18 protein-coding genes and 2 pseudogenes are annotated in these 25,681 nt (G+C 58.5%); 11 read left to right on the top strand and 9 right to left on the bottom strand.

The window, feature by feature from the left end:
• Positions 1-745: 745 nt before the first annotated feature.
• The 4 genes from XI08_RS19180 (at position 746) to XI08_RS19195 (ending at position 6,836) form a co-directional block, all read left to right on the top strand.
• A complete protein-coding gene (locus tag XI08_RS19180) occupies positions 746-1,615 on the top strand; it encodes a hypothetical protein (RefSeq protein WP_271575563.1) in 870 nt (289 codons plus the stop codon).
• A 946-nt stretch (positions 1,616-2,561) separates the two neighbouring features.
• The gene (locus tag XI08_RS19185; protein WP_442869843.1) at positions 2,562-4,913 is read left to right on the top strand and encodes an LPS-assembly protein LptD; all 2,352 of its coding nucleotides are present in this window, start codon (positions 2,562-2,564) and stop codon (positions 4,911-4,913) included.
• 17 nt (positions 4,914-4,930) lie between these two features.
• Positions 4,931-5,230, top strand: a complete 300-nt coding sequence (locus XI08_RS19190; RefSeq protein WP_271575565.1) for a hypothetical protein — start codon at positions 4,931-4,933, stop codon at positions 5,228-5,230.
• Positions 5,231-5,798: 568 nt separating this feature from the next.
• Complete coding sequence (locus XI08_RS19195; protein ID WP_271575566.1) at positions 5,799-6,836, top strand: IS481 family transposase; 1,038 nt, start codon at positions 5,799-5,801, stop codon at positions 6,834-6,836.
• A 659-nt stretch (positions 6,837-7,495) separates the two neighbouring features.
• On the opposite strand, the gene XI08_RS46380 is transcribed toward XI08_RS19195, so the two are convergent.
• Both XI08_RS46380 and XI08_RS19200 read right to left on the bottom strand, forming a co-directional pair.
• Complete coding sequence (locus XI08_RS46380; protein WP_097668532.1) at positions 7,496-7,915, bottom strand: DUF7694 domain-containing protein; 420 nt, start codon at positions 7,913-7,915, stop codon at positions 7,496-7,498.
• Positions 7,916-10,014: 2,099 nt separating this feature from the next.
• On the bottom strand, positions 10,015-10,347 hold the full coding sequence (locus tag XI08_RS19200; protein ID WP_271575567.1) for a hypothetical protein: 333 nt from the start codon (positions 10,345-10,347) through the stop codon (positions 10,015-10,017).
• Between the two features lie 1,314 nt (positions 10,348-11,661).
• On the opposite strand from XI08_RS19200, the gene XI08_RS19205 reads away from it, so the two are divergent.
• The 5 genes from XI08_RS19205 (at position 11,662) to XI08_RS19230 (ending at position 15,794) form a co-directional block, all read left to right on the top strand.
• A complete protein-coding gene (locus tag XI08_RS19205; protein ID WP_271575568.1) occupies positions 11,662-12,198 on the top strand; it encodes a biotin carboxylase N-terminal domain-containing protein in 537 nt (178 codons plus the stop codon).
• Positions 12,199-12,208: 10 nt separating this feature from the next.
• Positions 12,209-12,517, top strand: coding sequence for an ATP-binding protein (locus XI08_RS19210; RefSeq protein ID WP_245448758.1), 309 nt, complete (start codon positions 12,209-12,211; stop codon positions 12,515-12,517).
• Positions 12,518-13,265: 748 nt separating this feature from the next.
• Positions 13,266-14,279, top strand: a complete 1,014-nt coding sequence (gene trpD / locus XI08_RS19220) for an anthranilate phosphoribosyltransferase (RefSeq protein WP_161536453.1) — start codon at positions 13,266-13,268, stop codon at positions 14,277-14,279.
• Between the two features lie 255 nt (positions 14,280-14,534).
• Entirely contained in the window at positions 14,535-14,720 is a 186-nt protein-coding gene (locus XI08_RS19225) for a hypothetical protein (RefSeq protein WP_097668530.1), read from the top strand.
• Between the two features lie 810 nt (positions 14,721-15,530).
• Positions 15,531-15,794 carry a hypothetical protein gene (locus tag XI08_RS19230; protein ID WP_161536454.1) on the top strand — a complete coding sequence of 88 codons (264 nt, stop codon included), beginning with the start codon at positions 15,531-15,533 and terminating at the stop codon, positions 15,792-15,794.
• Positions 15,795-16,123: 329 nt separating this feature from the next.
• On the opposite strand, the pseudogene XI08_RS19235 reads toward XI08_RS19230, so the two are convergent.
• Positions 16,124-16,349 (bottom strand): annotated as a pseudogene (locus XI08_RS19235) (AMP-binding protein); the annotation flags it as partial.
• Positions 16,350-16,526: 177 nt separating this feature from the next.
• Here XI08_RS19235 and XI08_RS19240 point away from each other — a divergent pair.
• Complete coding sequence (locus tag XI08_RS19240; RefSeq protein WP_161536456.1) at positions 16,527-16,910, top strand: IS630 transposase-related protein; 384 nt, start codon at positions 16,527-16,529, stop codon at positions 16,908-16,910.
• 325 nt (positions 16,911-17,235) lie between these two features.
• Positions 17,236-18,273 carry an IS481 family transposase gene (locus tag XI08_RS19245; RefSeq protein ID WP_271575569.1) on the top strand — a complete coding sequence of 346 codons (1,038 nt, stop codon included), beginning with the start codon at positions 17,236-17,238 and terminating at the stop codon, positions 18,271-18,273.
• 73 nt (positions 18,274-18,346) lie between these two features.
• Here XI08_RS19245 and XI08_RS19250 read toward each other — a convergent pair.
• The 6 genes and pseudogenes from XI08_RS19250 to nifA all read right to left on the bottom strand — a co-directional run.
• Positions 18,347-18,532: pseudogene (locus tag XI08_RS19250) on the bottom strand (IS66 family transposase); the annotation flags it as partial.
• On the bottom strand, positions 18,457-18,918 hold the full coding sequence (gene tnpA / locus XI08_RS19255; protein ID WP_271575570.1) for an IS66-like element accessory protein TnpA: 462 nt from the start codon (positions 18,916-18,918) through the stop codon (positions 18,457-18,459). The gene tnpA and the pseudogene XI08_RS19250, both read right to left, overlap by 76 nt.
• Before the next feature lie 418 nt (positions 18,919-19,336).
• A complete protein-coding gene (locus XI08_RS19260; RefSeq protein ID WP_097668527.1) occupies positions 19,337-20,014 on the bottom strand; it encodes a 2OG-Fe(II) oxygenase in 678 nt (225 codons plus the stop codon).
• Positions 20,015-20,286: 272 nt separating this feature from the next.
• Positions 20,287-21,108, bottom strand: a complete 822-nt coding sequence (locus XI08_RS19265; RefSeq protein WP_271575571.1) for a hypothetical protein — start codon at positions 21,106-21,108, stop codon at positions 20,287-20,289.
• A 1,296-nt stretch (positions 21,109-22,404) separates the two neighbouring features.
• Positions 22,405-23,247: an electron transfer flavoprotein subunit beta/FixA family protein gene (locus XI08_RS19270; RefSeq protein WP_097668526.1), complete on the bottom strand. Its 843-nt coding sequence runs from the start codon at positions 23,245-23,247 to the stop codon at positions 22,405-22,407.
• Between the two features lie 585 nt (positions 23,248-23,832).
• Positions 23,833-25,656 carry a nif-specific transcriptional activator NifA gene (nifA, locus tag XI08_RS19275; protein WP_271575572.1) on the bottom strand — a complete coding sequence of 608 codons (1,824 nt, stop codon included), beginning with the start codon at positions 25,654-25,656 and terminating at the stop codon, positions 23,833-23,835.
• Positions 25,657-25,681: the final 25 nt, after the last annotated feature.

A 25,681-nucleotide genomic window follows, 5' to 3' on the forward strand; every position in this document is an offset into this window, starting at 1 on the left:
GCCCACAATTGAGGGTATTCAACGCCCGGCGACACCCAACCGAGCGGGCGGCGAGCCCGCCACTGCCTGTGAGTATGGGGGGACATGATTACGACCGCAGGCAGGTCTGACGATCAGTGAGGCTGCGTGGACGGTTACATAGCGTCACAGCCGTAACTCTGATCATCTCTAAAGTCCTGATGACGAGATATAGACTATGGACCGGGATGCCACCCCTTCTTGCGCAGCGTGCCGTCAGACTCTAACAGCGTCGATTGTCAGCTCTGAAACAATGTCTGATTGTCGACGCTACAAACATTCGTAGAAGACGCAGAGCAAGCTGCGATTTTCATCGGCACGTCCATGCTTGGTTCATCTACGAAGATCTCGGATCGCTGTCACAGAGTGGGTGAAACTGAAGGTTGCCTTCTTGCGTGTCGCCACGAGCGCCGTGGTCGTCAGCTTGCTCTGAGGCAACAAAACACTAGGCTCAAGCGATAAGGTCGCGCTGGCTTGGCGCCTCCGCCCTCATATCGCGTCGGACGTATCAGACGTGATGCCGACGGCCATTTGTTCTTATGGACATCGAGATTGTCGCTCTGCTCAGCAAGGGGTTTATACCCAGGCGTCGGTCGGCGAACGCAAGTGACAAGCTTCCGCGAACAACAGTGGCCTTTGGCACGAATGTGGCATCAGAACTCAGTGCCAACGCGGACATCGGTTCGCACGTGATGGCCCATAACATTGGGGTGAAGGAACCTCTTTGATGAGGACCGTATCGATTGAGTTCACCAGGTTGGTGTTTTTGTACTTCGTGAGCGTGCTCGCGGCCTTGCTTTTGCTGGTGGCGAGCATTCGCGGAGCCATCGAAAAACACCCCGGCTATCGGAGTGATTGCGCCGGGATGCTGATTGTTTCTTCTATGCTACTTGTTGATAATTTTCAGTCGGAATGCCGCGCTCTCCTTCTTTTCGGTGACAACCAGCCCGCACGAAGAAAGATCTTTGAGGGGGGTGCGGATCTGTTCAGCGTCAATGGGGCTAATGCGAAGGCACCGTGCAACGCTGTATCGGCTCCTGTGATTCTTCCAGCGCCCTCCCGTCTGCGCTGTCGATCGGTGACGCTGAGCAGTGACGAGCCGTCATATTGTCCCGACGAAGACGTTCTAAAGAGGAGAGCAGACAAAGGGTGCCGAGTGGCGTCGTTCGCGCTTGCAGGATCGTTCCGGCAGAATAGTCCGGCTCTCCGTGCGGAGGCGCCTGCCGGTCCGATGCTGATGCAGAGGCCAGTCTCTTTGGCACCTCATAGTTTTACGACCTCAGCCGGGGTCACAATTAGCTTCACGTTGATCATGGCGTTAAACCCGAGCGGTACTGCTTTTGGTCCAAAGGTCTTTATGGATGCCGACAGTAAAGCTTTGGTCTGCGCGATCTCGCCCACGGATGCGGAAAGCATCTCTGCGTTTCGGCACTCGCTGGCGCAAGCCTTTGTTCAACAAGCGGCGAATCCCGGCGGGGGACTCCCGAGCAAGGATGTCGATGATTTGTTCGCGAACAACTGGGCTGCTAATGCAACAAATGGCATTATGGGCGGTTGCCTGCTCGGAAATAATAATGGAAGGGGAGCGATAGTGTAGCGCAGCACGTGGGCTTCGCGAACTCCACGAACGATTCCGGGTCGCCAGATCCGGATTGAGCGTAATCCGCCCGATATGCTCGTCGCCCAGCCATTCCATGTCGTCGAGCACCCGCCCTCTGGCCGTGAAGCGTGCCGAATTGAAAAGTGCGGTGCATGCCGTCGCTTGATAATCGTGTGGGCGCGTCGGGGTGCGGGTTAGCGGACAACTGGCAGGCAGTCTTCATAACTTGGGCGTCGACGATCGACGATCTGGTCCCTCATCGAACACAGGCGGCGCGCCCTCATCAATCGCCATCTGGGCTGACGACCGCTTACACGCACTAATGAAATCGTGCGTTTCACCAACTACCGATACCCTGCCAAGGGCTCGATTGTCTGGTTCGGACCAATGTCGACAACCGGACGCACGTCCCATGAACGAACCCGCTTGAGGCTCTATCTTCGAGCGGCATGCAGCTTGCTTCGTTTGCGCAGGCGCTCGGTATTGGACAGAGTGCATGATGCGATTTGGAGTTCTTCTTTGAGTAGCCACCACCATTGCGCTTCTAGCCGGCGGCAGGCCGGCTGGGCCGACTTTGGGCCAGCAGTGAAGCCCTGGTGCCAATCCGCAAACGGGGGAGCAGAACACAGCATTGGGCTCTGGCCCCGGCGCGGTTGCGTTATTTGCGGCTTCGGTCTGAGCCTTCCCATGCAGTTGAGGTACCGTGTTCACCATCTTTGTGTTCACTGGTTGTGGCTAGTTGCATCTGGACGTCAAGAAAATGTGCGTTCATGCATCTGGTGACTTCCGTCTGGCCGCCAGTACTGGTTGGCCGCTTTATCAGATTGTTGGCCTTGCTGACCCGACGGAAAGGTTAGTGGCTGTGGCTGCGCATCGTCACAAACTGATTGCGGTCGCGCCGGGGCGCGATCCGTGGCTCTTCACGTCGCTAGTCTGCCACTGCTTGCTTGCCATAGCCCTTGTCATCGCGACTGGTTTCGGCCCCGTCGTTAAGGCATCCGCCCAGAGCTTCACCTACAATCCGCTGCCGCCGCGTCCGAAGCCGCCGAAGGTCGCCAACGACAACCAGATGCTGGTTCAGGCGACCGAGGTCGTCTACGATTACAACAATTCGCGGATCTCGGCGGTCGGCAACGTGCAGCTGTTCTACAACGGCACCAGCTTCGAGGCCGACAAGGTCATCTACGACCAGAAGACCAAGCGGCTGCATGCCGAGGGCAACACCCGCATGACGGATACGGAGGGTAAGATCACCTATGCCGAGATTCTGGATCTGTCCGACGACTATCGCGATGGCTTCGTTGATTCGCTCCGGGTCGACACCGCCGACCAGACGCGGATGGCTGCGACCCGCGCCGACCGCTCCAGCGGCAACTACACCGTGTTCGAGAACGGCGTCTACACGGCCTGCGCACCCTGCAGGGACGATCCGAAGAAGCCGCCGCTCTGGCAGGTCAAGGGTGCCCGCATCATCCACGACCAGCAGGAGAAGATGCTGTATTTCGAGACGGCGCAGCTCGAATTCATCGGCGTTCCGCTCGCCTACATGCCCTATTTCTCGACGCCCGACCCGACCGTGAAGCGCAAGACCGGCTTCCTGATGCCGGGCTTCACCTCCTATACGGCGTTCGGCTACGGCATCGAAGTCCCGTTCTACTGGGCGATCGCGCCCGATATGGACGCGACCTTCAACCCGCGCATCACCTCCAAGCAGGGCGTGCTATTGCAGACCGAATTCCGCCAGCGCCTGCTGGACGGCGCCTACCAGATCCGCGCCTACGGGATCCATCAGCTTAATCGCGGCAATTTCCCCGGCCAGCCCGGCGACCGCCAGATCCGTGGCGGCGTCGAGACCAAGGGCCAGTTCGCACTGAATGACAAATGGGTGTGGGGCTGGGACGGCGTTCTGCTGTCCGATTACTATTTCATGTCGGACTATCGCCTGGCGGCGTATCGCGATCCGCTTGGATCGTTCCTGAATCTGCCGACGGAAGCCATCTCGCAGCTCTATCTGACCGGCGTCGGCAATCGCAGCTTCTTCGATGCCCGCACGATGTACTTCCTGAGCTTCTCGGGTAACCAGCAGCAGGTTCCGGTCATCTATCCCGTGATCGACTACTCGAACGTGCTCAACTATCCGATCTTCGGCGGCGAGGTCTCCTACAAGACCAATTTCGTGAACCTGTCGCGTGATACCGCCGTGTTCGATCCGATCACGACGCTCGCCAACACCAACAGCCTGTGCACGACGGCGTCGGCCGATCCGCTCGCGCGCACGCCTTCGCAGTGCCTTTTGCGCGGCTTCCCCGGCACCTACACCCGCTTGTCGGCGGAGGCGCAATGGCGCAAGTCCTACACCGATCCGTTCGGCGAGATCTGGACGCCCTTCGCGATCCTGCGCGCTGACGCGATCAACGCCGACGTCTCGAACCAGCCGGGCGTGTCGAACTTCCTGCCCGTCGGCGACACCCAGGCGTTCCGCCTGATGCCGACCGTCGGCCTCGAATACCGCTATCCCTTCATCAACGTTCAGCCCTGGGGCTCGACCACCATCGAGCCGATCGCGCAGGTCATCATCCGTCCGAACGAGACCTATGCCGGCAAGCTGCCGAACGAGGACGCGCAAAGCTTTGTATTCGAAACGTCGAAACTGTTCAGCGTCGACAAGTTCTCCGGCTACGATCGCGTCGAAGGCGGCGGCCGGGCCAATGTCGGCGTGCAGGCCACCACCCAGTTCGACAGGGGCGGCGCCGTCAAGGTGCTGTTCGGGCAGTCCTACCAGCTGTTTGCCGTCCGGGATTCCACCAATACTGGCCTCGATTCAGGTCTCGACAAGCCGCGATCCGACTATGTCGCGAGCGTCGACTACTCCCCGAACCGAACCTACACCTTCAGTGTCCGCGGCCGGTTCGACGAGCAAACCTGGAACGTCCAGCGCTTCGAGGCTGAAGGCCGCGCCAATTTCGACCGCTGGTCGCTCAGCATGATGTACGGCAATTACGCGCCGCAGCCGGAGCTCGGCTACCTGACGCGACGCGAAGGCATTCTCACCTCCGCATCGGTGAAAGTCGCCTCCAACTGGCTCATGCAGGGCTCCGCCCGCTGGGACCTCGAAGCCAACAAGATCAACCAATACGTGGTCGGCGCCGGCTATGTCGACGATTGCTTGGTGCTGGGATTGAACTATCTGAAATCCTACAATTTTACAGTAGGTGGCGTGCCCCCCGTCTTGAATGAAACCTACATGCTAAGTATAGGTCTACGAACATTCGGGACGATCGCAATCGGCTTCTGAGGCACGGATAGCGCGGCATGCGGGTCACGTCGGGCGACGTCACCACCACGACCGAGGCGCGCGATGGCGGGCAGCGGTCACGGCTGTGCTGGGAAAGCTCGAGTTCAACGAACGCGCAGAACTGGTCCACTTCATCCATGTCGCTTATCCAAGGGACCGCTGAGACTGAAATGGATCCCGGTTTTGGGACCAGGGGCGAAGTTAAGGGCCGCGCATTGGAAGCGGTGCTGGAGCAGGCGACGGCGGCCGTTCTGGCCCAGCGCTATGAGGTTCACCCGAACCAGATCTACGCATGGAAGAAGCACCTGCTGGACTAGGCGGCCGGAGCGTTTGACGCGGGTGTCGGGCGCGAGAGCGAGGAAGCGCGCGAACGCGAGTAGCTGCAAGCCAAGATCGGACAATGACAGTCGAGCGCGATTTGTATGAGCAATCTCACGTCAAGAGACATCATCAGGTCATTTTGCTTCCCCTGTGGGAATCGATTTTGTGCATTGGCGGGCTTCGGATTGAGCGGCGGCGGCGCTCCGCACCTAGCGGAGCCCGACGGCGTCGTGTCTCGGTTCGATCGGATTGCCGGGTTCGATGATCTCTCGTGCGCGCGTGCGTTTGGCGCATCAACTTATATCCAACAGCTCCGTAACGGCATACGACAATCCTGCATGCACGAACCAAGACATCGAGGAGGCATCAGGCGCCTGGAAAACTGCGCGCCGATGGCGGTCTGGCGGACCGCTGTAACCGGCGCATTCGGCGAAGAGTGTAGAAGTTTCGACTTAATCTGACGGCAAGGTTTGAACTGGCAGGGAATGGAGCTGCGGGCGAGCAGGAGCGCTCACCCAAAGGGCGCTCCCGCGCAGCCCGCAGCGTCTCACAGGAGACGTTACCATGACCCTGGAACAGAAGGTCATTCGTGCGAAAGTCGGAATGCTGGAATTGGCCAAGCAGCTCGGCAACGTCAGCCAGGCTTGCCGGATGATGGGCTATAGCCGCGACAGCTTCTACCGGTTCAAGGAACTGTACGAGAAGGGCGGCGAGCTCGCGCTGATTGAGATCAGCCGCAAGAAACCGGTCCTGAAGAACCGTGTCGCGCTGGAGGTCGAGGCAGCCGTCGTTGAGCTGGCGATCGACCAGCCGGCCTGGGGTCAGGTGCGGGTCAGCAATGAGCTCAGGAGCCGCGGCCTGTCGATCTCCCCGTTCGGGGTGCGGGCGGTGTGGCTGCGTCACGACCTCGCCAACGTCAAGAAGCGGCTGACTGCGCTGGAGGCCAAGATGGCCCAGGACGGCCTGGTGCTGACCGAGGCCCAGCTCGTTGCGTTGGAAAGGGCCAAGTCCGAGAAGGAGGCGCACGGCGAGTTCGAGAGCGAGTGCCCCGGCTATTGCGGTGCGCAGGACACCTTCTATGTCGGCAACATGAAGGGGGGCGGGCGGATCTATCAGCAGACCTTCATTGACACCTACAGCAAGGTGGCGTTCGCCAAGCTGTATGATCGCAAGACGCCGATCACGGCGGCTGAACTGTTGACTGATCGCGTGGTGCCGTTCTTCGATGCGCGGGGCATCCCCCTGAACCGAATCCTGACCGACCGCGGCACCGAGTATTGCGGCAATCCGGAGCATCACGAATACGAGCTCTACCTCGCCGTCGAAGACATCGATCACACCCGCACCAAGACGAGGAGCCCACAGACCAACGGCATTGTTGAGCGCTTCCACCGCACCGCGCTCGAGGAGTTCTATCGCGTCGTGTTCCGCAAGAAGATCTATCCGAGCATCACCGCCTTGCAGAGCGATCTCGATGAGTGGATCGCTGCCTACAATGAGGTGCGCCCGCATCAGGGGCGCTGGTGCTACGGCAAGACGCCGATGCAAACATTGCTTGACGCAAGTGCTCTGTCGAGAGAGAAATTGTTGCCGGCTGCGTGAGGTCGGACATGAAACCTTTGTCGGGCACCTGCCGCGGCAAAGCACTCACTGTCAGCTCAAGTCCCTTCTTTTACAGTCGCTTCCCGCAAGCGAGAAGCTTGGACAGCGCTGCGCGTTGCCCACATCCCGCAGCCACAACAGCGGCACGCAAGAGTAGCGTATGGGAAGAACGAACGGCAGCAGCTCCACTTAAGAACCGGACCCGGTGGTCCTCAGCAAAGGGTCCACTTCAATTCCCTGCCAGTTCAAGCCTTGCCATCAGTTCTACAATTTCGCGTTATGCCGTTTGGTAGGAACATGCTTTTCGCTCCAAAGAGTGCGCAATTCGCGTCGTCGGATCGTCCAGTGATTGCCTTGTGACCCGTCGTCGGCCAGGTGAGACTTTGTTGTTGCTGCCGAGCCGGCGTTCATCACGATTCCGCAAACACTGGTTTCAATGCCGCCAAGATCCTAACTCCAATCTATCGTTCTCCCGACAATAACTGGTCCAAGCGCGTACGAGACATCTCTTGAACCGGATTAGTGCACTGTCAGCGGGCTCCTTCAGGCGATCGGTCTTGACATATATCCGCTTGTGACGCCTCATTCCGGTGGCGCCGAACCGGTTCTTCTGCATCCACTGGCCTCATCTTTCGCTCCGATATCGTTTACTCAGCTCATCATGCTGTCGCGCTCATCCGCGCGAACAACATTGCCGCTTCCGATGGCCCTAGCCCAACGATGCCTACAAAGCTCGGCGGCGGCATTGGGATGCCCCGATGAGTGGGTCTCCACAGGTGCAGGCAGTATCGGCTGTTATTCACATACTGCGAATGTGGCGGATGCAGCTGCATGACGCACTCCTCTTCATCCCAGAACAGGTCTTTGACAAAGCACATCTCCTCCCAATTCGGACAACGCCGCGGCGTCGAGACAGCGACATGTTCCCAGCCAGGACGGACAAATCCACTTATCTTGAGTTCACACCCGCAAGGCCCCTGCACAAAGAACAGACCGCAAGGGCCTGATCCCGGAACGGTAGCGAACTGGCCGTTTTGCACGCGGCCGGCCTCCAACTTCTCTATGATCTGCGCTCGCACGCCCCCTCCTTTGCCTCTCGGATGGCCTTGAACTCGACGTAGATGACGTTGTCTCGCAACTCATTAACCGGCTGGGTCCTCTGCGCGGCGTTGCTACATCGCTCTTCAGCGAACCATCTGCCGATAAAGCTGCAGATGTCCATCGTCACTCTTCTCCTGTTATTAGTTTTCTAACGCTGGCATTGTGGCTGACGAACGCTCTCGAAGCTCGTTGATTGCCTGACTACGAGCCGCGCAGCTTCTGCGCGATGGCGAATAAGCCCGCAGATCGCACATTCCCGCTCATGGTGGCCCGACGGGGTTCGCTCACGGGACAACTCCGTCATCAAGCCCTCTCATGCGAAGCATCTTGTCATCCATGCCCGCCGGTGCTGGCCGCACATCGCCGAACAGAGCGCCCGCACCAGCAATTGTAATATCCGCCATCGAGCTTTCGTGCGTCCAGCAAGCGTTCGTGCCCCTGCTAATTCATGTCTCATGGCGACTTGCTTAAGTCCATGAAATCGGCGGCTCTTGGCTCATCGCCCCGCCCTCAAGGAATCGCTCGTCATCATGGCAATGCTCTCAATAAACCTTTTGCATCTAAATTCCATGATGGTTCTCAAACCAGTGCGGCACCAGGTGACGCTTCGCGGCGATGTTGCTGCTTCGTGAGGTCGTACTTGATCATTCGCTGCTTTCTCGCCGAGTCTGAAACAGTGCCATTGAGCCATCTATGTGACCACGATTGAGTTGTATGGGGTCAAATCGAACGGGCTCACACCAGAGCCGCGGACGCCTGGCATGAACTGTCTTCGAGCCGATAACAGCCAGCGGATCGCCTACCATCTCGGTGCTCCTTGTAAGTCGGCGATCAGGAACAATGATTAATCGATCTCATTGACTGCAAATGCGACCGGCGGCCGATCTTCCCGCGTCACTACGATGCAACTCCTAACGCATTGTTTCCGGTATCGCGCACGCGAAGCGCTCACCTTTTTGCCGCTAATACGGGCGTTGTCTTTCAGACGTCGACGTCGCGAATCCGACAACGGGCGGCGACTCCGTGTCGCCAACGCCGATAGCGCGCTTGTTTTTTTGCATCAAAGCCGTGCAGGCACTCCTCCGTCGTGGCATGTAGGTTGCTGTGGTGACGGAACGCGACCTCCCTGTACCGACGATGCGCGAGCATGTCATCGGCCGGATGCTAGCCGCGCAACAAACAGGGATTCTGATACTCGCGCTTTGAAAGAGGACTGCGAACTTATGAGTGATACGAGGCATGTAAGGCCTGGACTTTTTCCGCGGACCAGCGCGGCAGGTGATGAAATGACACATTGGCGCGCACCAAAGCACTCAACGATCAACCATTATGGCGCCGATTGTCGCTCCTGGCAGGCGCAAAGGAGGTGGAACCTGTGGCCTCTGGCCGCACTCCTCATAAATGCGCTGCTTTGGGCTGGTATCTACTGGATCATCGCAGCGTTCTTCTGAAATAATCTCGCGGCTGGCAAAGGCGCGAGGGGCTTTCCGACGCCCCTCACGTGCCGCGGCCGCAACGTATGCACACCATCAATCGGACGTGGAGACCTCTTCACAGACTTGGTCAAGCCCAGACTTGGCGCGGCTACCTGGATATAAAATCCGCACCTCCGACCAACGCAAACGAAATATTGAGGCATGACGCAGATGTCTCGAATTGGCGAAACTGATATGCGGCCAGCTTGCCCGCGTGGATTGCAGCGGCGATGAAGTGCCAAACACTGACCTGTAACAGCTCAACACGGCCACGCGAGGATGGCATCCGGCCTTCTACGTTCAGCGCGACGCATTGACTGCAGGCGGAAATCTAGGTTCGGCATCTTCATGATAAGAGGATTAGCTTTCGAGAAGCTGACTAAACGAGTAGACTGAAGTGACCGTTAGGCAGGCTGCCTGCTCCGCCTTCTCACTTACGTGTTGCGGCAAAGGACCGTCGGGATGCCTCGCCCTACGGTGCCGCCTCAACGTCCCGTGCAAGCGCACTGACTCGCCTGCTGAGCGACATTTTATTGGATCGGGTAGCGATCAACAGGCCGGGGCGTTTTTATGGAACCGCAGCGACGCTTTACAGCTCTTGCTCAGGCCACATCATCCTCGCCGCTGCGCGTCTGCCACACCTGGGCACGGAGAGCCAGCTTGTCATATTCCATGGCAATCTTAAGCAGCCTGTCTCTCGGTTTGCCGTCGGCGAGCGCTTCCGCCTTCTTTCGCGTTGCTTCCGCACGGCCTCGCCAGTGGTCGGGCTGGTAGAGTTTACTTTTCGGATTCATGCCGAGAGCATGCAATTCGTAGATCAAAGAAATGCGACACAGGCCCTCCGTATAATAACGTAACAGCGACGCTCGTTGCCCGGCTGCCGAAGCGGACAGTCGCCCTGCACAGCCGCTATTCAGAAACGCCAAAGTGCGCATTGCAGCCGAAGCTCGTACGAAGATTGCACAGCTCCAACATCTTCAGACGATCGGACGCACGAAGGGGCTTGAATCGCACTTAGCGTTAGATTGTACGATCCTGGACACGTGGGAACGACCTCTGACAATCCAGACCCTTCCTGACAGGTCATGAGAATTGCAAATGTCTCAAACATCTAAACTCACCTGCCACGACCGCATAAGACCACAAGATCCTCCAGATGCCCGCTTGTCCGCGCTTCATCGGAGGTGTTCCTGTCGCAGCTGGACGAATCGCGCGTTTCGAGATCTGCACGGCAGGCGCTCCCACCACCGTAGCCTCACCGGAACTGACGCAAGACGAATTCTCCATCCCAGATACCCCACCCACGTCTTCACATAACGTGGAACACAGGCGCGCGATTACACCAAAGATAGTCTCGGCGCGCGCCATCATGGTTCGCTCTGCACAATCGAATGCATCATCAACAATGCCTTGAGCGCACCTGGCTTTTGCCTGATCTCTCTGCCTCGCGATAACTGGCCCGGGCCCCTCGCGCCGGCTACGGGGTCATTAGTCGGCTGGCGGGTACGCTGAGCCAGAGTACCTAAGCACCTGTCACGCCCAAGCAATGCCTCGCGACTCCAGGCAGGCACCGACCGCACAATCGACCGGAAGCTCCAAAATGATCCCTTGCTGGACCAGTTCAGCCGCCAGTACTTCCCCTCTTCGGCTGGCTCCGCCACTTCGGCAGGTGTCGTTTCTGTCGTGCCGGACCGATGACCAGCACCGTACAGTCAAGACCGCAAAAGTGAAGAACGAGCTTGCGGCACCGCGCTTAAGCAGTTCCGGCCTGTTTCCCCCCGGTTGACAGGTCATGTTGCGCTTCGCGCAAAGAACAATACCGCAGCCTCACCGATTTGAAGGGATATCATGACTCAAAATCACCGAGCTCAATTGGCTTCCAGCCTCACAATTTACTACTGCGCCATCGCTCTTGCGGTCGCAATGACAGCTGTGATGCCCGGGCCAGTCGACGCGCGCGATCAAGCGCCGACCGCAGAGGAGAAAGAGGCTTGCATGGAGGACGTGTTTCGCCTTTGTAGCAGCCACATACCAGATCGCACCGCTATCACTACCTGCCTCAGATCCAGACAAGCGAGCCTCAGTCAGCAATGTCGCTACGTGATCTCCGTGCGTGACACTGGCAAGAAAAGCAAGGACTCGAACTGAAGATATGGCGGCCTGTTCGTTTGCCTCATCCTCAGAAGTGGACCCAGCCTGACCAGCAGGACCGTCGCCCAAGGTCAGTGACGAGCATGGCTCGCCTACAATTGACCGACGCTCTGGTTCAATCGCGCTTGTCTGGATCGGCGAATGCGCAAATTACCCTTCAATACTGGTCTGACCGCGAATACGGGGAGATAGCCGCACGTATCATCAAAACGTTGCACAAGCTTGGACGTCGTTCTGCAATTGCCCAGCATGAGGTTGACGAAGGGACCCCGGCCGTCTCAATGGCCGGCTTGGCCATTCCGATCAGCGGCCGCCCGCCGATCGCAAGCTATCTGAACATCGCGCAGATTATCGCTGCCGCCCACAAGGCGAACGCCGGCGCGATACATCCGGGTTATGGAGTGCTTTCTGAGAGTGCGGAATTCGCGAGGACAGTGTTAAAGGCCGGAATTGCGTTCATTGGGCCGGTTCCAGAAACTATCGAACTAATGGGCGATAAGATCCGCGCCCGTAATTTCGTTCAGGGCAACGGCTTCGCACCCTGCGCCATCGAGGAAGATGATCCGCCAACATTCGTTTCGAGAGCGCGGGCTGTTGGAGTTCCTTTGCTCGTCAAGGCCATCAGGGGACGGTGACGGCAAGGGAATGCTGATTGTACGCGACCATGCTACGTTGGAGGCAGCCATTGAGCAATCGAGCAGTGAAACGCGTCGCTGCTTTGGAGATGTCCGACTTGATGTTGAACGATATGTCGAAAGCCCTCGACATATTGAAGTACAGGTGCTCGGTGACTGCTTCGGTAACCTGATCCCTCTCTTCGAGCGCGAATGTTCGGGTGCAGCGCCGTTTCCAAGAGATCATCGAGGAAACGCCCACGCTGGCGCTATCGCCGGAATTGCGGACCCCGGTTTGCGAGAACGCTCCTGCTCTTCCTGCAGAATGCAACGGGCTTGATGGTTGGCCGCGAATATGAACGGCGTGGGATCACCAAGGACGCAAAGCTGATCATGGCGCGTCCGTGCCGACGTTTGCGATCATTTGTAATAGCTCGCACGGCGCAGGAACTTACGCTATGTCGGGACGCGCGTTTGATCCATGCGCTTTTCGACGCGCCGCAGTACGGCGTAGTCCGACTGTAAGGCGGGACCGAAGACCGGCGGCTCACCGCCTCATGTGGGCGGATCAACGGAACACGTCCATCGCTCTACGAAGGCTGTCCTGCGCACCTTCATTTGCAATCGGCTGGGGTTCTTTTGTAGAGCGGGCTCGATCTACCCAGCACCGATAGCCTCGAAGCAGGTAGAGGAAGCCGCTTCAACGCTCCACGACGGCGGCGCCGGAAAGCCATAAGGCTTTGAAGGATGCGGTGATCCGGCCGGAACACCGCGGTCAAGAGGGCGCTGCGGACGCGGCAAGCGGTCCCTAGACAGTGCCATTGGTCCCGGCGTCAAGCAAACTGCAAGTTCCAACTAGGCGGCGATCTCCTATCGACGGCACCATAAAATGAAGCTTGCCCCTCACGTAGCGTCAGGTTGTAGCCTCGCCAAGGTGCGCACACTCAACCGACTGCCGCCTCAAGCGTCAATGAGACCATGCCCCGTGGGGCGGGCAGCTGCATCAAGGCAACCGGTGCCAGGTCTCTTCAACGATGCTTCGTTGAACGGAAGAGCGCGAGGCTTGGACAAGGAACGTGTAAAGTTCGATGGAAGCGCTTAGATCAATCATCGGCAAAGTTGCCACCGGCGCCACTCTGACGCGTGAGGAAACTGCGTCAGCCTTCGAAAGCATGATGTCGGGGTACGCGACTCCCTCGCAAATCGGTGGCTTGTTGATGGGGATGCGGGTCCGGGGCGAGACGGTCGAAGAAGTCACCGGCGCCGCCTCCGCGATGCGGAATAGGATGCCGCGTGTCGAGGCGGCATGCGACCCCTTCGGTATCGCTGGCGCGAGCGACACCCTTATGTATTCGGTCAACGTGTCGACGTGTGCTTCCTTTATCGTCGCCGGGGCCGGCATTCCTGTCGCCAAGTATGCCAGCCGCGCTGCGTCTTCGGGATCAAGCACCGCAGACTTGTTGGTGCGGCTCGGCGTGAAGGTCGATCTCAAGCCTGAGGCCATTGCACGTTGTGTGCAGGAAGCCGACGTCGGCTTCATGTTTGCGGCAGCCCATTATCCGGCGATGCAGCGCGTCGGCCAGATCCGGAACGCACTTGGAACCCACACGATCTTTAATCTGATCGAGCCTCTGTCCAATCCGGCCAGGGTAAAGCGGCAGATCGTTGGGGTGTTCTCTGCCGAATGGGTCCAGCCCCTGGCGCACGTTTTGAAGAACCTTGGGGCCCAGTCGGTATGGGTTGTTCATGGCTCGGACGGGCTCGATGAAATGACCCTCACCGGTCCAACCTTTGTTGCTGCGCTTGAGGCGGGTATAGTCCGCACCTTCGAAGTGACGCCGGAAGAAGCCGGGCTCCCCCGCTGCCGCAACGACGCGCTGGAGAGCAGCGATGCCGAGGCTAATGCCGTTGCACTGCAAAATGCGCTTGATGGCGTACCAGGTCGATTTCGCGACGCTGCGCTTTTGAACGCAGCGGCGGCATTGGTCGTGGCCGGGCGGGCCTCGACCCTGCAGGAAGGCGTAGCACTTGGACAAGAATCACTTGATCGCGGCGCCGCAGCCGCTCGACTGAAGCGCCTGATCGCGGTTTCGAACGCGTGACAGCTAGGCTGGCCGATGTCCCAGTATTCCGACCAAGACTGCGGCTCACGAGCGCGACGATATTGCAGCCGCGAATGCGCTCACGTCTGTGGGATTTCAAGGAGCGTGCGCCGCCTGCACTCGCCCCGACCAAAGCAATTCGCGCTGAGCACGCGGCCCGAGAGCCAATTTTGTTTATCGAAGAGCCTGTTGCAGCCGGGGTTGCCGAGGTGAGCCCCCGACGAAGCGCGCGCTGCGCTCCGAAGGAGAAAATCGATGATGTCCCGGCAGAATATTGAAGCACTCGGATCTATTGCAATGATAGAACACATCATTCGGAAGTTTCGGGAATTGATCGATACAGATAGCTCGATCCCGCCGGAGCTGCGGGGTGCGCTGCACGCGACGCTCGATAAGCATCTTCTCGAGGCAAAAAAGCGTGTTCTCCTAAAAGTGCCTTAGGTGCGCCGCTGCCGTCTACGTGCGGAGAAACTCTGGCAGGCGCGCACCGGTACCGCAATCGGCATCATCCCATCCGCACGGGGGCCCAGCGAGGCTCCAGCCCAGCCGGTCGGATCGCGACCACGACTCCATGTGCACTTCGCCGGCCGCTCAGCGTGGTTTCCTGCTTGAGAAGGGTCCTATTGTGCGGCAATTCTCAGTTGGCCGCTGGATCGCTGATCCGGCCTACACGGCGAAATATTGCACGTCCGTCGGGTCATGATGGTAGCTAATCCAGCGGACACCAACGAGATGACGAACTCTCTTGACGCAAATTGCAGCGCTGAATGCTTGCGACACCAGACCGGCCGATCCGGCAGCCCGAGAGCTTGGCCATGTTCTCACAGGCTGCAAAAAAAAGCTTGAATCTGACGTAACGTTAAATTGTACGGTCTTGAGGTTGGCACCTATCTTGGTCTGCCGCCGGGATTATGAAGGATTGCGAATGTCTCAGCAGGTCAGATCCACGACCCGATGGCGCTACGGCTCGCTCGTAGCTTTGAATGCTTAGGCATTCAGGAACCGAAACTATGGGGCTAACCTGAGCCGAGCCACCAGAGAGCCGCGCGACACCGCGCCAAAATCAGTTCGCCGAACCGGTTTTGCGCTCTGTTCAAACTACTTTCCCGTGGCTGGCTAGGCATTTCCATGGCGCAAAGGTGCGGCTGACGGCGGGCCTCCGCAGGTTTCCTAAGATCCTGAGCTGCGAGTGCCGCTCCGCGTGATCCCGCGGCATCGGAAGATATTGCTTGGCATTATGGAGCATCCAAGTTGAAAGAGCCCGACGGCGTCAAGAAGGTCCTGTTAATCGACCATATTGAAGGCCAATGCCGTTGCATCATCGGCTTCAAAGATGGAGATGCCAGAGCGGCCTATATGTGCGGCGAGCCTGTATATCAAGGACGCGGCAAGAAACTATCTTCGTGGTGTGCCTATCACTACCGACAGATGCACACGACCGTCGCCGAGCAGAACAGAGTGAGCGATCAATCGCCCGAGATCCCTCAAGCAATATCCATTGTTCGCAGCCAATGACAACCATCCAGAACCAAGTCCTGCCAAGGCGGTGCGATCATAGCCTGTACGAAGGCCAACCGAAGCATACGAGCGGGAGCTCGAACAAGCAGTTCGGGGTTGCGACTGAAGCGCATCGGGACAATCGTGCTGTGCGGACCTGATGCGCATGGATAACAAGTTGGATCGCTGCATACTGATCGAGCGCGTCATTGCTGGCCTGGGCTTGCATCATGGCTGGCACCAGGGCTGCCAGCGTCGACCGGCCCCGCTCGAATGCATTAAGCGTGGTCTCCGGCATAAAGCGGGTGTGGAGCACCTTGTCGAGCGCTTTGACAAAATGAAAAGTGCTCGGCGGCCGCACGGCGCCAATTCAATGATACGAGGATTGCGCCGAGCCTCGCAGCAGGCATAGAGCAACGCCAGATAATCAGGTCTATTGAGGCTGACGATCGCGATCCGGTCTCCCCTCTGGACGCCGAGCTGGCTCTTGAAGGCGCGGGCGATCCGCTCGATCTGTCGATTGAGGCCGGCGTAGCTGAGAGTCTGCCCCTGACTATATTTAAATCGCTCAATTCATCCGAACTTGCCCAAGCTTTCGATCGCGCGCTGGAAAGCGGTACCCTGAGGACGTGAGGTGAATGTCTGCTTCGTCTCGCTAGAGCATTTTCCGACCGGAATGAATCGGGTGGGGATTCCCAAAGCGGCGCGAGTCAGATTCAAGCTGCATGCTGGCGAGGGAGGCCAGCATGTATGGCCAGGGCGCTTTCGGTTGATCTTCGCCAAAGGGTGGTAGCAGCGATTGACGGTGGCATGTCCTGTCGACAGGCTGCCGAGCGCTTTGGTGTCAGCGCGGCCAGCGCGATCCGCTGGCGCGGTCGCCTCAAGGAAGTTGGCGACATCGTTCCTAAACGCCAGGGCGGTGACCGCAAATCGCAGCGCATCGAAGCGCATTCGCAATTGATTCTGGAGGCGGTGAACGCGAAGCCGGATATCACGCTCGCCGAGTTGCGAGAACTGTTGAAACGTCGTGGAATATCGACTGGCATCGCGTCGCTCTGGCGTTTTTTCCAGCGCAGAAAGATCACACTTAAAAAAAGACAGCGCACGCCGCCGAGCAACGGCGCGGCGATATAAATGCCGCGCGCGAGGAGTGGTTCGAAGGGCAAATCGATCTTGACCCTGAGCGTCTCGTTTTCATCGACGAAACCAGCGCCAACACCAAAATGGCGCGGCTTCACGGGCGCTCGCCACGCGGCGAGCGATGTCGTGCAGCAAACGAGCAAAGCCATCCCATCGGTTGAGCAGATAATTGATCGGCTTGATCACGTTTGATGTAGAAGTTTCGACTTAATCTGACGGCAAGGTTTGAACTGGCAGGGAATGGAGCTGCGGGCGAGCAGGAGCGCTCACCCAAAGGGCGCTCCCGCGCAGCCCGCAGCGTCTCACAGGAGACGTTACCATGACCCAGGAACAGAAGGTCATTCGCGCGAAAGTCGGCATGCTGGAATTGGCCAAGCAGCTCGGCAACGTCAGCCAGGCTTGCCGGATGATGGGCTATAGCCGCGACAGCTTCTACCGGTTCAAGGAACTGTACGACAAGGGCGGCGAGCTGGCGCTGATTGAGATCAGCCGCAAGAAACCGGTCCTGAAGAACCGTGTCGCGCCGGAGGTCGAGGCAGCCGTCGTTGAGCTGGCGATCGACCAGCCGGCCTGGGGGCAGGTGCGGGTCAGCAATGAGCTCAGGAGCCGCGGCCTGTCAATCTCCCCGTTCGGCGTGCGGGCGGTGTGGCTGCGTCACGACCTCGCCAACGTCAAGAAGCGGCTGACGGCGCTGGAGGCCAAGATGGCTCAGGACGGCCTGGTGCTGACCGAGGCCCAGCTCGTTGCGTTGGAAAAGGCCAAATCCGAGAAGGAGGCGCACGGCGAGTTCGAGAGCGAGTGCCCCGGCTATTGCGGTGCGCAGGACACCTTCTATGTCGGCAACATGAAGGGGGTCGGGCGGATCTATCAGCAGACCTTCATTGACACCTACAGCAAGGTGGCGTTCGCCAAGCTGTATGATCGCAAGACGCCGATCACGGCGGCCGAACTGTTGAATGATCGCGTGGTGCCGTTCTTCGATGCGCGGGGCATCCCGCTGAACCGGATCCTGACCGACCGCGGCACCGAGTATTGCGGCAATCCGGAGCATCACGAATACGAGCTCTACCTCGCCGTCGAAGACATCGATCACACCCGCACCAAGACCAGGAGCCCACAGACCAACGGCATTGTTGAGCGCTTCCACCGCACCGTGCTCGAGGAGTTCTATCGCGTCGTGTTCCGCAAAAAGATCTATCCGAGCATCACTGCCTTGCAGAGCGATCTCGATGAGTGGATAGCTGCCTACAATGAGGTGCGCCCGCATCAGGGGCGCTGGTGCTACGGCAAGACGCCGATGCAAACCTTGCTTGACGCAAGTGCTCTGTCGAGAGAGAAATTGTTGCCGGCTGCGTGAGGTCGGACATGAAACCTTTGTCGGACACCTGCCGCGACAAAGCACTCACTGTCAGCTCAAGTCCCTTCTTTTACACGTTTGACGAACGCGAGAGCCGGGCGGATTCCGCCCGTAGCCAAGCCTCAAAATCGCTCAGCAGCGGCGCGCTTCTGTCTTGGCGGACCCGCAGCCGCTCCTCGGCATTCAACCCATGGATCTCGCGCTCGATCTCGAACAGCTGGTCAATTCGAGGCACCGCTTCCAGCGCAATGGGCGAGATCGCCGCCGCCGAAGCGCCTCAACGTCGACGCCCGCATCGACAATGACGCGCCGCCCGCCAGCCAGCTCGATCTCAATCCGACGCTCCGTCGAGTGTGCTGTCGCGCTCTCCGATGAAGCCGCCACCGACGCCACAGGCCCATCCTCGGCCACAACTGCCCTGACAAAGCCAGCCTCGGATTTGGTCCGCTCCGCCGCGAAGGCTCTTCGCCAAGTCACCAGCAGAGAACGCGACAAGCCGTATCGCCGCGCTGTCGCCGCAACCAGCCGCGGCTCGGACAGGCTCTCCAAAACAATCCGCGCCTTCTCCTCCTCAGACCAACACCGCCGCCGGCTCGTCTCCACCACTTCCAGTCGATTCAGCGCACTGATCGTATGGCTGTCCATACGTACAGTTCTCAACCATCAAGCCAGCCCGTCGCAAGGCGTCTTTCCTCGGAGGCTTACCCTGCGCCAACGGCGTAAGGCAGCGCAACGCGCAAGACGGCCTCTAATCAGCGCTCGTGTCAAGTCTACCAAAAAACTCCGCAATCATGGCCGTTCTGCTGCCGGGCTATGCGGGGCGGTTGCACGCGGGAGCCGAGACGGGCGGCGAACTGGACGGCGCTGTTGCGAGACCCAGCGGAGTTACTCTTCCGAGCGGCTTTAGCCGGCGACCTTTCGTTGGGCTTTAAAAGAAAAGTCTATGTCCCACAGCGACAAAGACCCAACCTGTTCTTTCACAAGATGGCCGAGCTACCAACCTCATCTTCTGATGAGCTCACCCGATACCCAACTCATTCAAAGGCCATTTCAACCACCTCAATCACAGGCCACCGGTAGGGCTTCCGACGACCCGGCGGTTCGCGCCGGTGCGTTTTGAACAGAAGTAGACCAACGATCGGCGCTCCCCGGTCAGCACAGGCTTCACCTCATGTCGGAGCCTACATGTGGTGACAAGCACGGCGCCAAAGGGCGGTCGGAATACCTGCTGTTCGTATCCGCTTGGATATACCACGAACTCCCCCCCATCGAAGTCTCTCGCGAGCTGCACAATCACCGAGTACTCGAAATCCGGGTCGCTCGCCGCATCCCGATGCATGCCAACAAAGGAACCAGGTGGCATACGATGCATTTGGCATCGGCGAATCACGTAATCTGACGATGCCCCCAAGATCTTTCTTACCGCGACTCTGCGGTCTTTCCTTTCAAGTAGTTCCATGATCTGCCCTGGAGCTGCACCACTCGCGTTGCTAGGAGCGCGGCCGGGCGGGTCTACCCTCACGCGTTTGACAAAGACATGGTGCGAGTCGCCGGCATCTCCTTCCCGCACTTCTTCTTCGGGAATCTCAGCCTGCAGCTGATCGATCCTGGCCAAGTCATCTTGGGTGAACAATATCTGGGGGCCGATCACGACCGTCCCCTTCACCAACAGCTCTATGCGGTATTTTGTCAGAGCTTCTTCTGAAAGCAGACGGGATTTATCATTCATTGCGCGCGCCATTCTAGTTCACTCCAGGGCTTCAATCTTCGAGGCAGGGCTACCGGGTCCTGGCGCATATAGCGGAATGCTTGCTCCCAATGCTCGCCATCGAACTCGTTTATTCTTATGCATTCGATTATCCAGGCATCGAATATTTACGGCTGAATCCGGAAGGGTTCGACTGCGGCCTATAGAATGGCTTTGGGCCACAAAGCCGGCAAAACGTGTGCCGAGCGATGTTCTTGTTGAACTGGTACGCAGTGAGGAATTCTTCGCCGCACTTAATGCCGAGCCTATCGCCAGGTACGAGCAAGTGCAGAAATCCAGACATTTGGCAGATTGAGCAATTGCATCGAACTGCAGAAGCTCTCGTGGCGCTCGGACGCAGAACTTGCAGAACCACAATGGCAACGGCCATGGTGTTCGATCTCCGAGTGACCATCTCCCTCACGTGAGACGATTCGGAGCAGATCGCGGCACCACAGTAAGCTGAGCCGATAGGCTCGATCGAATTCATTCAAAAAGCGACCATTAAGGTCTGCCGGGACAAGTTCGCCAAGCAGCCGGCTTGTCATTTCTCTGTGATACTTCTCCGCGGGATCTTCTCCGCGGACATGGCTGCGGAAATTCTCAAGATCGTCAGACCGCGCCTCAAAGGTTTTTACCAAAGTGGTCCGCCGCGACTGGATCATGTCCGCAGCGTGTAGCTCAAAACCGACCATGTAGGCGCAACCCACTAGGGGGTCTTTCGATGACAATCCGGCATAGAGAGAATACAGGTACCGCTTCGTCGTGGCACTGTAGTTGGTCCGCACTGCTCTGCCGAGTAGTCGCGAAGCATTCTTTCTAAAGAGGTTTGAGTGGAGGTTTTCAATGACCGGAATATCGGGTAGCGCTGCCTTGCCGCCCTGGGGAACTCGGCGATAACCACCCCTCTCATCCCAACAGTTAAAATTTGCGACCATGCTGGTCAGTTCAATGTCCCTCGCACGATCTCGATTGTGATGCATTGCATCGAATATGAGATCCCTTTGCGACTCTGCCTGCAGGTACGAGAACGCCTGTGACATCGCCAGGTATTCAGGCATCAGGATAGCGACCTGGTCTTCGGACATCTCCACATCGAACGGGTGCGGGCCGAACAGGGCTCGCGCTTGCTCAGTCAAATACTCGCAGCATATCTGCGGAGGCTGATCCGGTGGAAATCGAGACGCTTGAGATGTCATTTGACCTATGGCGATGAGGAGAGAACGAAGCCACTTCGTGTCCGGACCGGCTATTGGCCGCCGCGGAGATCTGCAACTTCGTTGGTTCGATGGTCGTATGATCGCGTTCACCATCGAGGCGAACTTCCTCGTGCCGACGTTCACGTACCAGACAGCGGCATGCTCAATCCTGCTCACGCGATGTCCACCAAATTGAGCGGCGGCGATCCAGTCGGATTCCGGACCATGAGCAGTCCGATGCCGTGAATGCCCGGCACGGCTAGCAATCGCTTGTAGAGTCATGGTGAGATCTTGCCGGCGCACGCCATCGGGAAGCTAACGTCACTGCGCGAGTCGCCCGGGCGCTTCCAGCTTTCGCGAACTGTCGTGGATGAATCAAGCCCTCGCGGTTGCTGCTCCTGCCAGTTCATCGAACGGCTATGACCTACGTACAACATTGCAAGGATCAATCCGCATCTACCTGGCGCTTGACGCCTTTGGCCGCAAGCTGCGCGAAATGCCGGCTGCTGGGCGGCACGAGCGTCTCAAAGAGACCGCCGCTAGTTTTCGCGTTGCGAGCGCCGCCATATTGTGTTCTCGCACGTTTACAGCAATCACCGTGCCAAAACCGTGCACTCGCCCCATAAGGTTATGAGTGCGTTGACGAAACGCTGGCGACCGACTCCTCATTGCAAGTGTATTGAACCTGACAGGACTTGCACGGCCCTCGGAAACCAAACAGCGAAGAGCCAGCGGCCACTCACAATGGGTATAGGGCTGTTGAATTGCGAACATTGCTCAAAAGGCGACACATAGGTGGGCTTTGCGCCCTGAACCGCGCGACAGCACTTCGGGCGTTCAAGCGGCATCGCGCTAGCATGGTGATCCTAGTCGCTGACGTGTTCCGTCTTCGTTCGTAACAACTACGCGCGAAGCAGTCGTCGAATACGACCACACAGTGGGGGTCTGGACGCATGCGCAGCCCTTAGTCGATGCGCCTGATCGCAGCCAACTCGGGGCATCGATCGGTCTACGGAACATGCAGTCCCGGGTGATCGCGAGCGATCGAAGAACGCCATAGACCAGAATGCGCAGGTCGCGGGCTGAGATGCGTACTACATCTTGCGCGCTCTCACTGGACGGTGCCTCTTGCCCTTGGTACATCCTCGGACCGTTTCCGATCTATCGTTGCCAGGGCTCTCCAGATCACGCGTCACGGACAAGTGCCGCAAGATCGGTTTCGAGCTTCGGTTGATACTTGAAAATAGCGTCTATCAACGCCTGTGCCGGTTGCTCGGCGGCCTCAACCAACGTTGCCTTCTCAGCCCGCGCAGAGGGAGCGAACACTCGTTTGACGACGGTCGGCGAGCCCTTGAGGCCGCATTTGGAGACGTCTTCGACACCGGCATCGTGCGCGCTCCATTTCACGATTTGGGCACGCGCGGCACGCAAGGCATCCGCCATCGCGCCGCGCCGAATCTGATTCGTTGCCTCCAGCATGGTGATGAGACAGGGCAGCCTCGTGTGCAGCACCTGGACACCACCTTCGGAGCGTCGTTCCGCTTCAATTGTATGGGCGGCGAGATCTAAGGATCTGACCTTGGCAACGTAGGTTAGCTGCAGTACGCCAAGCCGCTTTGCGATGCCGGGCCCAACCTGCGCGGTATCGCCGTCGATGGTCTGCTTTCCCGTGAAGATAAGGTTGGTCGGGCCGTATTCCTTACCAATTTTTCGGATGGCTGTTGCAAGTGCATACGTTGTGGCCAGGGTGTCGGAGCCCGCAAAACAGCGATCGGTGAGGAGTACGGCGCGATCGGCGCCATAAGTCAGCGCCTTTCGCAAGGAATCTTCCGCCGATGGCGGCCCCATTGTAAGCACGGTAATTTCGCCGCCGAACCGATCGCGAAGCTCCAGCGCGGCCTCGAGTGCGAAGAGGTCATATGGATTGATGATGGTCGGCACTCCCTGACGCATGATCGTATTGGTCACGGGGTGCACGCGGATCTGCGCCGAGTCCGGAACCTGTTTGATGCAAACGACATTGTGCACGGAGTTGCTCCAAAAAGTTGCGACAGCTGCGAAGAGAACAGCAAGTGTTGTACCATCGCCATCCTTTTGAAATCGGCTTGCCATCACAGTGGCTAGAGCGGGTAATGCGCCCCTCTAGCCCGCTCTTCCTGACGAACGAATGCTGACACAAGTCGGGGCTGCGACAGCGCTGTTCCGCAGGGCACGCCAGCCGAGTGACGCCAGGACGGCTTGCGACAGACTACCGCCGCTAATCACGAGCGGGCGGCGGACCGGTTGACGGTCAATGAGAATTGCCGCTAGTCCGGCTTGATGGACGAATACGCGTGATAGCTCGTCTGATGTCGAGCAATTGACGGTTCGCGCTTGCAGACCGAAGGTGACGCTCTGTATGTCGTGGCGCGCAAATCCATCTCTCACCGAACCAGGTGAGTTTGCTTGCGACAGCAGTCTCGGAAGCGAGCGGAGCGGTTTCGGTCGTGGCCAAGTCGCCGCCGAGGGCGGACCCGTTCCTTTAAGATTGCAATGAGATTGGCCACCGGAGATCGTCCTCACATAGCTATTTGGCTCAACTGTGATAGTAAAGGTTCCGGCCGATTTTGTCGTTCAGAACCGCTTTATTTCGATTCCGTATTTCCTCAGCGCGTAGCCTATCTGGCGTGGCGTTAGTCCGAGCAGGCGCGCGGCCTTTGCCTGCACCCAGCCAGATTTTTCCATGGCCGCAATGACCCGTTCGCGATCGGCCATCTTCGCGCCGCTTACGAGAACTGTGCCGGGAGGAGCCAGTGAGGTCAGTTCGCTGCCGACGGACGGGACCGGCGGGGTCGCTTCAGCTAGCGGAATGATGGACTTTCCGGGCACCGGCGGGATGGGTGCCGGCTGGTCTGGCCTCCCGTCCGATGTACTTTTCCACAGCATCGCGGAAAGGCACTGGGCCTGGTGGCATGCAAAGTCAGTTCTTACGATCGATGATCCGGCGCACAGCGTCGCTGTCCGCTCGATGCAGTTTTCGAGTTCGCGGACATTTCCCGGAAAGCCGCACTTCATCAGTACATCGATCGCACTCGCCTCCAAGGTCAGCGTACGGCCGTTCTCGTTGTTGAACTTTCTGAGGAACTCGCTGGCAAGCAGCGGAATATCACTGCGTCTTTCGCGCAGCGGTGGCAACAGCAAGGGAACTACGCTGATGCGATAGTAAAGGTCCGCGCGGAACTCACTCCGTGCCACGGCCTCTTCAAGGTTCCTGTTGGTCGCAGCTATGACTCGAACATCGACCTTAATCGTCTGGTTGCTGCCGACGCGCTCGAACTCCTGCTCTTGCAGGACGCGCAGCAACTTCGCTTGGAACGGAGCTGAAATCTCGCCGATCTCGTCAAGAAATAGCGTTCCTTTGTCAGCAAGTTCGAAGCGTCCCTTGCGCGAACTGAACGCACCGGTAAAGGCACCTTTCTCATGGCCAAATAATTCCGATTCCAGGACGGTCTCAGGAAGCGCCGCGCAATTCAGCTTAACGAACGGCCGCTTGGCGCGGGACGACGATTCGTGAATGGCCTTGGCTACGAGTTCCTTCCCGGTACCGGATTCGCCACGCAACAGAACCGTGCTTTTCGATTTGGCTACAACCGCAATCTTCTCGAGCAGCCCGCGCAGCGCCGGGCTGTCGCCGATGATCCCATGGACGTGTAGCTTCTTGCGCTCTCGAGCGGGCTGCCTGAGGTCAAATATCTGCTTTTGTAGACGGTCTTTCTCCGCCACCAGTGGTTCGCGATCGCAGGCGAACACGCGGTCTAACTTCACTGTTTGTCCAACGAGGTTGGCGATCATGGCGAGCAGCCGCGCATCGTAATCGATGCGGAGGCTTGACCTATCGTCGCGGATACGGTCGATCGTCAGAGTACCCACAACCTTCGGACCAATGCGAATCGGAACCCCGATGAACGACACTGGCATATTATCGGAGGCGCCGAGCACTTCCCGGTCGTCAGCGCTGAATGCCGGCTCGGCGGCCACGTCCTCGGCGACAAGAGGCCTGTCTGTCGCGACGATCTGATCGATTGCCTTCCGTGGCAGGCGCATCCGGTAACGTTCGTCGCTGCCTTCGCTCCAGCCGGCGCCCACTGTAATGTCCGGCATGCCGTCATCGTCGAACAGTGAGACGATGCCGTGTCGCATCTGCACAAACGATTGCAGAAGATCAACAACGTTTGCCAATGTGACTTCGAGCGGACAAGGAGCCGTGAGTATTTTCGATATTTCGAAGATGCCGGCCAACGCACTCTCACGCAACGGCTCCCCCGAGAGCTTATGCTCCGGCTCAAGTTGCGAGGCAGGTCTTTCGAGTGAGGAAGGGATATCCAGCATGAAGCGGCCTCCGTTGTCTTGATGATCCTCCGTAGCACCTTGTTCGGGTTTGCGAGGTTCGTTTTGCATGTCACTCTCGATCTAGTTCCAAGTG

Source organism: Bradyrhizobium sp. CCBAU 11361 (genome assembly GCF_028128935.1).
GTDB lineage: Bacteria > Pseudomonadota > Alphaproteobacteria > Rhizobiales > Xanthobacteraceae > Bradyrhizobium > Bradyrhizobium niftali.

Excerpts from the sequence above, each read along its gene's own strand:
- XI08_RS19180 (WP_271575563.1), top strand. The coding sequence starts at position 746 with ATGAGGACCGTATCGATTGAGTTCACCAGGTTGGTGTTTTTGTACTTC.
- XI08_RS19190 (WP_271575565.1), top strand. The coding sequence starts at position 4,931 with ATGCGGGTCACGTCGGGCGACGTCACCACCACGACCGAGGCGCGCGAT.
- XI08_RS19195 (WP_271575566.1), top strand. The coding sequence starts at position 5,799 with ATGACCCTGGAACAGAAGGTCATTCGTGCGAAAGTCGGAATGCTGGAA.
- XI08_RS19200 (WP_271575567.1), bottom strand. The coding sequence starts at position 10,347 with ATGCGCACTTTGGCGTTTCTGAATAGCGGCTGTGCAGGGCGACTGTCC.
- XI08_RS19210 (WP_245448758.1), top strand. The coding sequence starts at position 12,209 with ATGCTGATTGTACGCGACCATGCTACGTTGGAGGCAGCCATTGAGCAA.
- trpD (WP_161536453.1), top strand. The coding sequence starts at position 13,266 with ATGGAAGCGCTTAGATCAATCATCGGCAAAGTTGCCACCGGCGCCACT.
- XI08_RS19225 (WP_097668530.1), top strand. The coding sequence starts at position 14,535 with ATGATGTCCCGGCAGAATATTGAAGCACTCGGATCTATTGCAATGATA.
- XI08_RS19240 (WP_161536456.1), top strand. The coding sequence starts at position 16,527 with ATGGCCAGGGCGCTTTCGGTTGATCTTCGCCAAAGGGTGGTAGCAGCG.
- XI08_RS19245 (WP_271575569.1), top strand. The coding sequence starts at position 17,236 with ATGACCCAGGAACAGAAGGTCATTCGCGCGAAAGTCGGCATGCTGGAA.
- tnpA (WP_271575570.1), bottom strand. The coding sequence starts at position 18,918 with ATGGACAGCCATACGATCAGTGCGCTGAATCGACTGGAAGTGGTGGAG.
- XI08_RS19260 (WP_097668527.1), bottom strand. The coding sequence starts at position 20,014 with ATGGCGCGCGCAATGAATGATAAATCCCGTCTGCTTTCAGAAGAAGCT.
- XI08_RS19265 (WP_271575571.1), bottom strand. The coding sequence starts at position 21,108 with ATGTCCGAAGACCAGGTCGCTATCCTGATGCCTGAATACCTGGCGATG.
- nifA (WP_271575572.1), bottom strand. The coding sequence starts at position 25,656 with ATGCAAAACGAACCTCGCAAACCCGAACAAGGTGCTACGGAGGATCAT.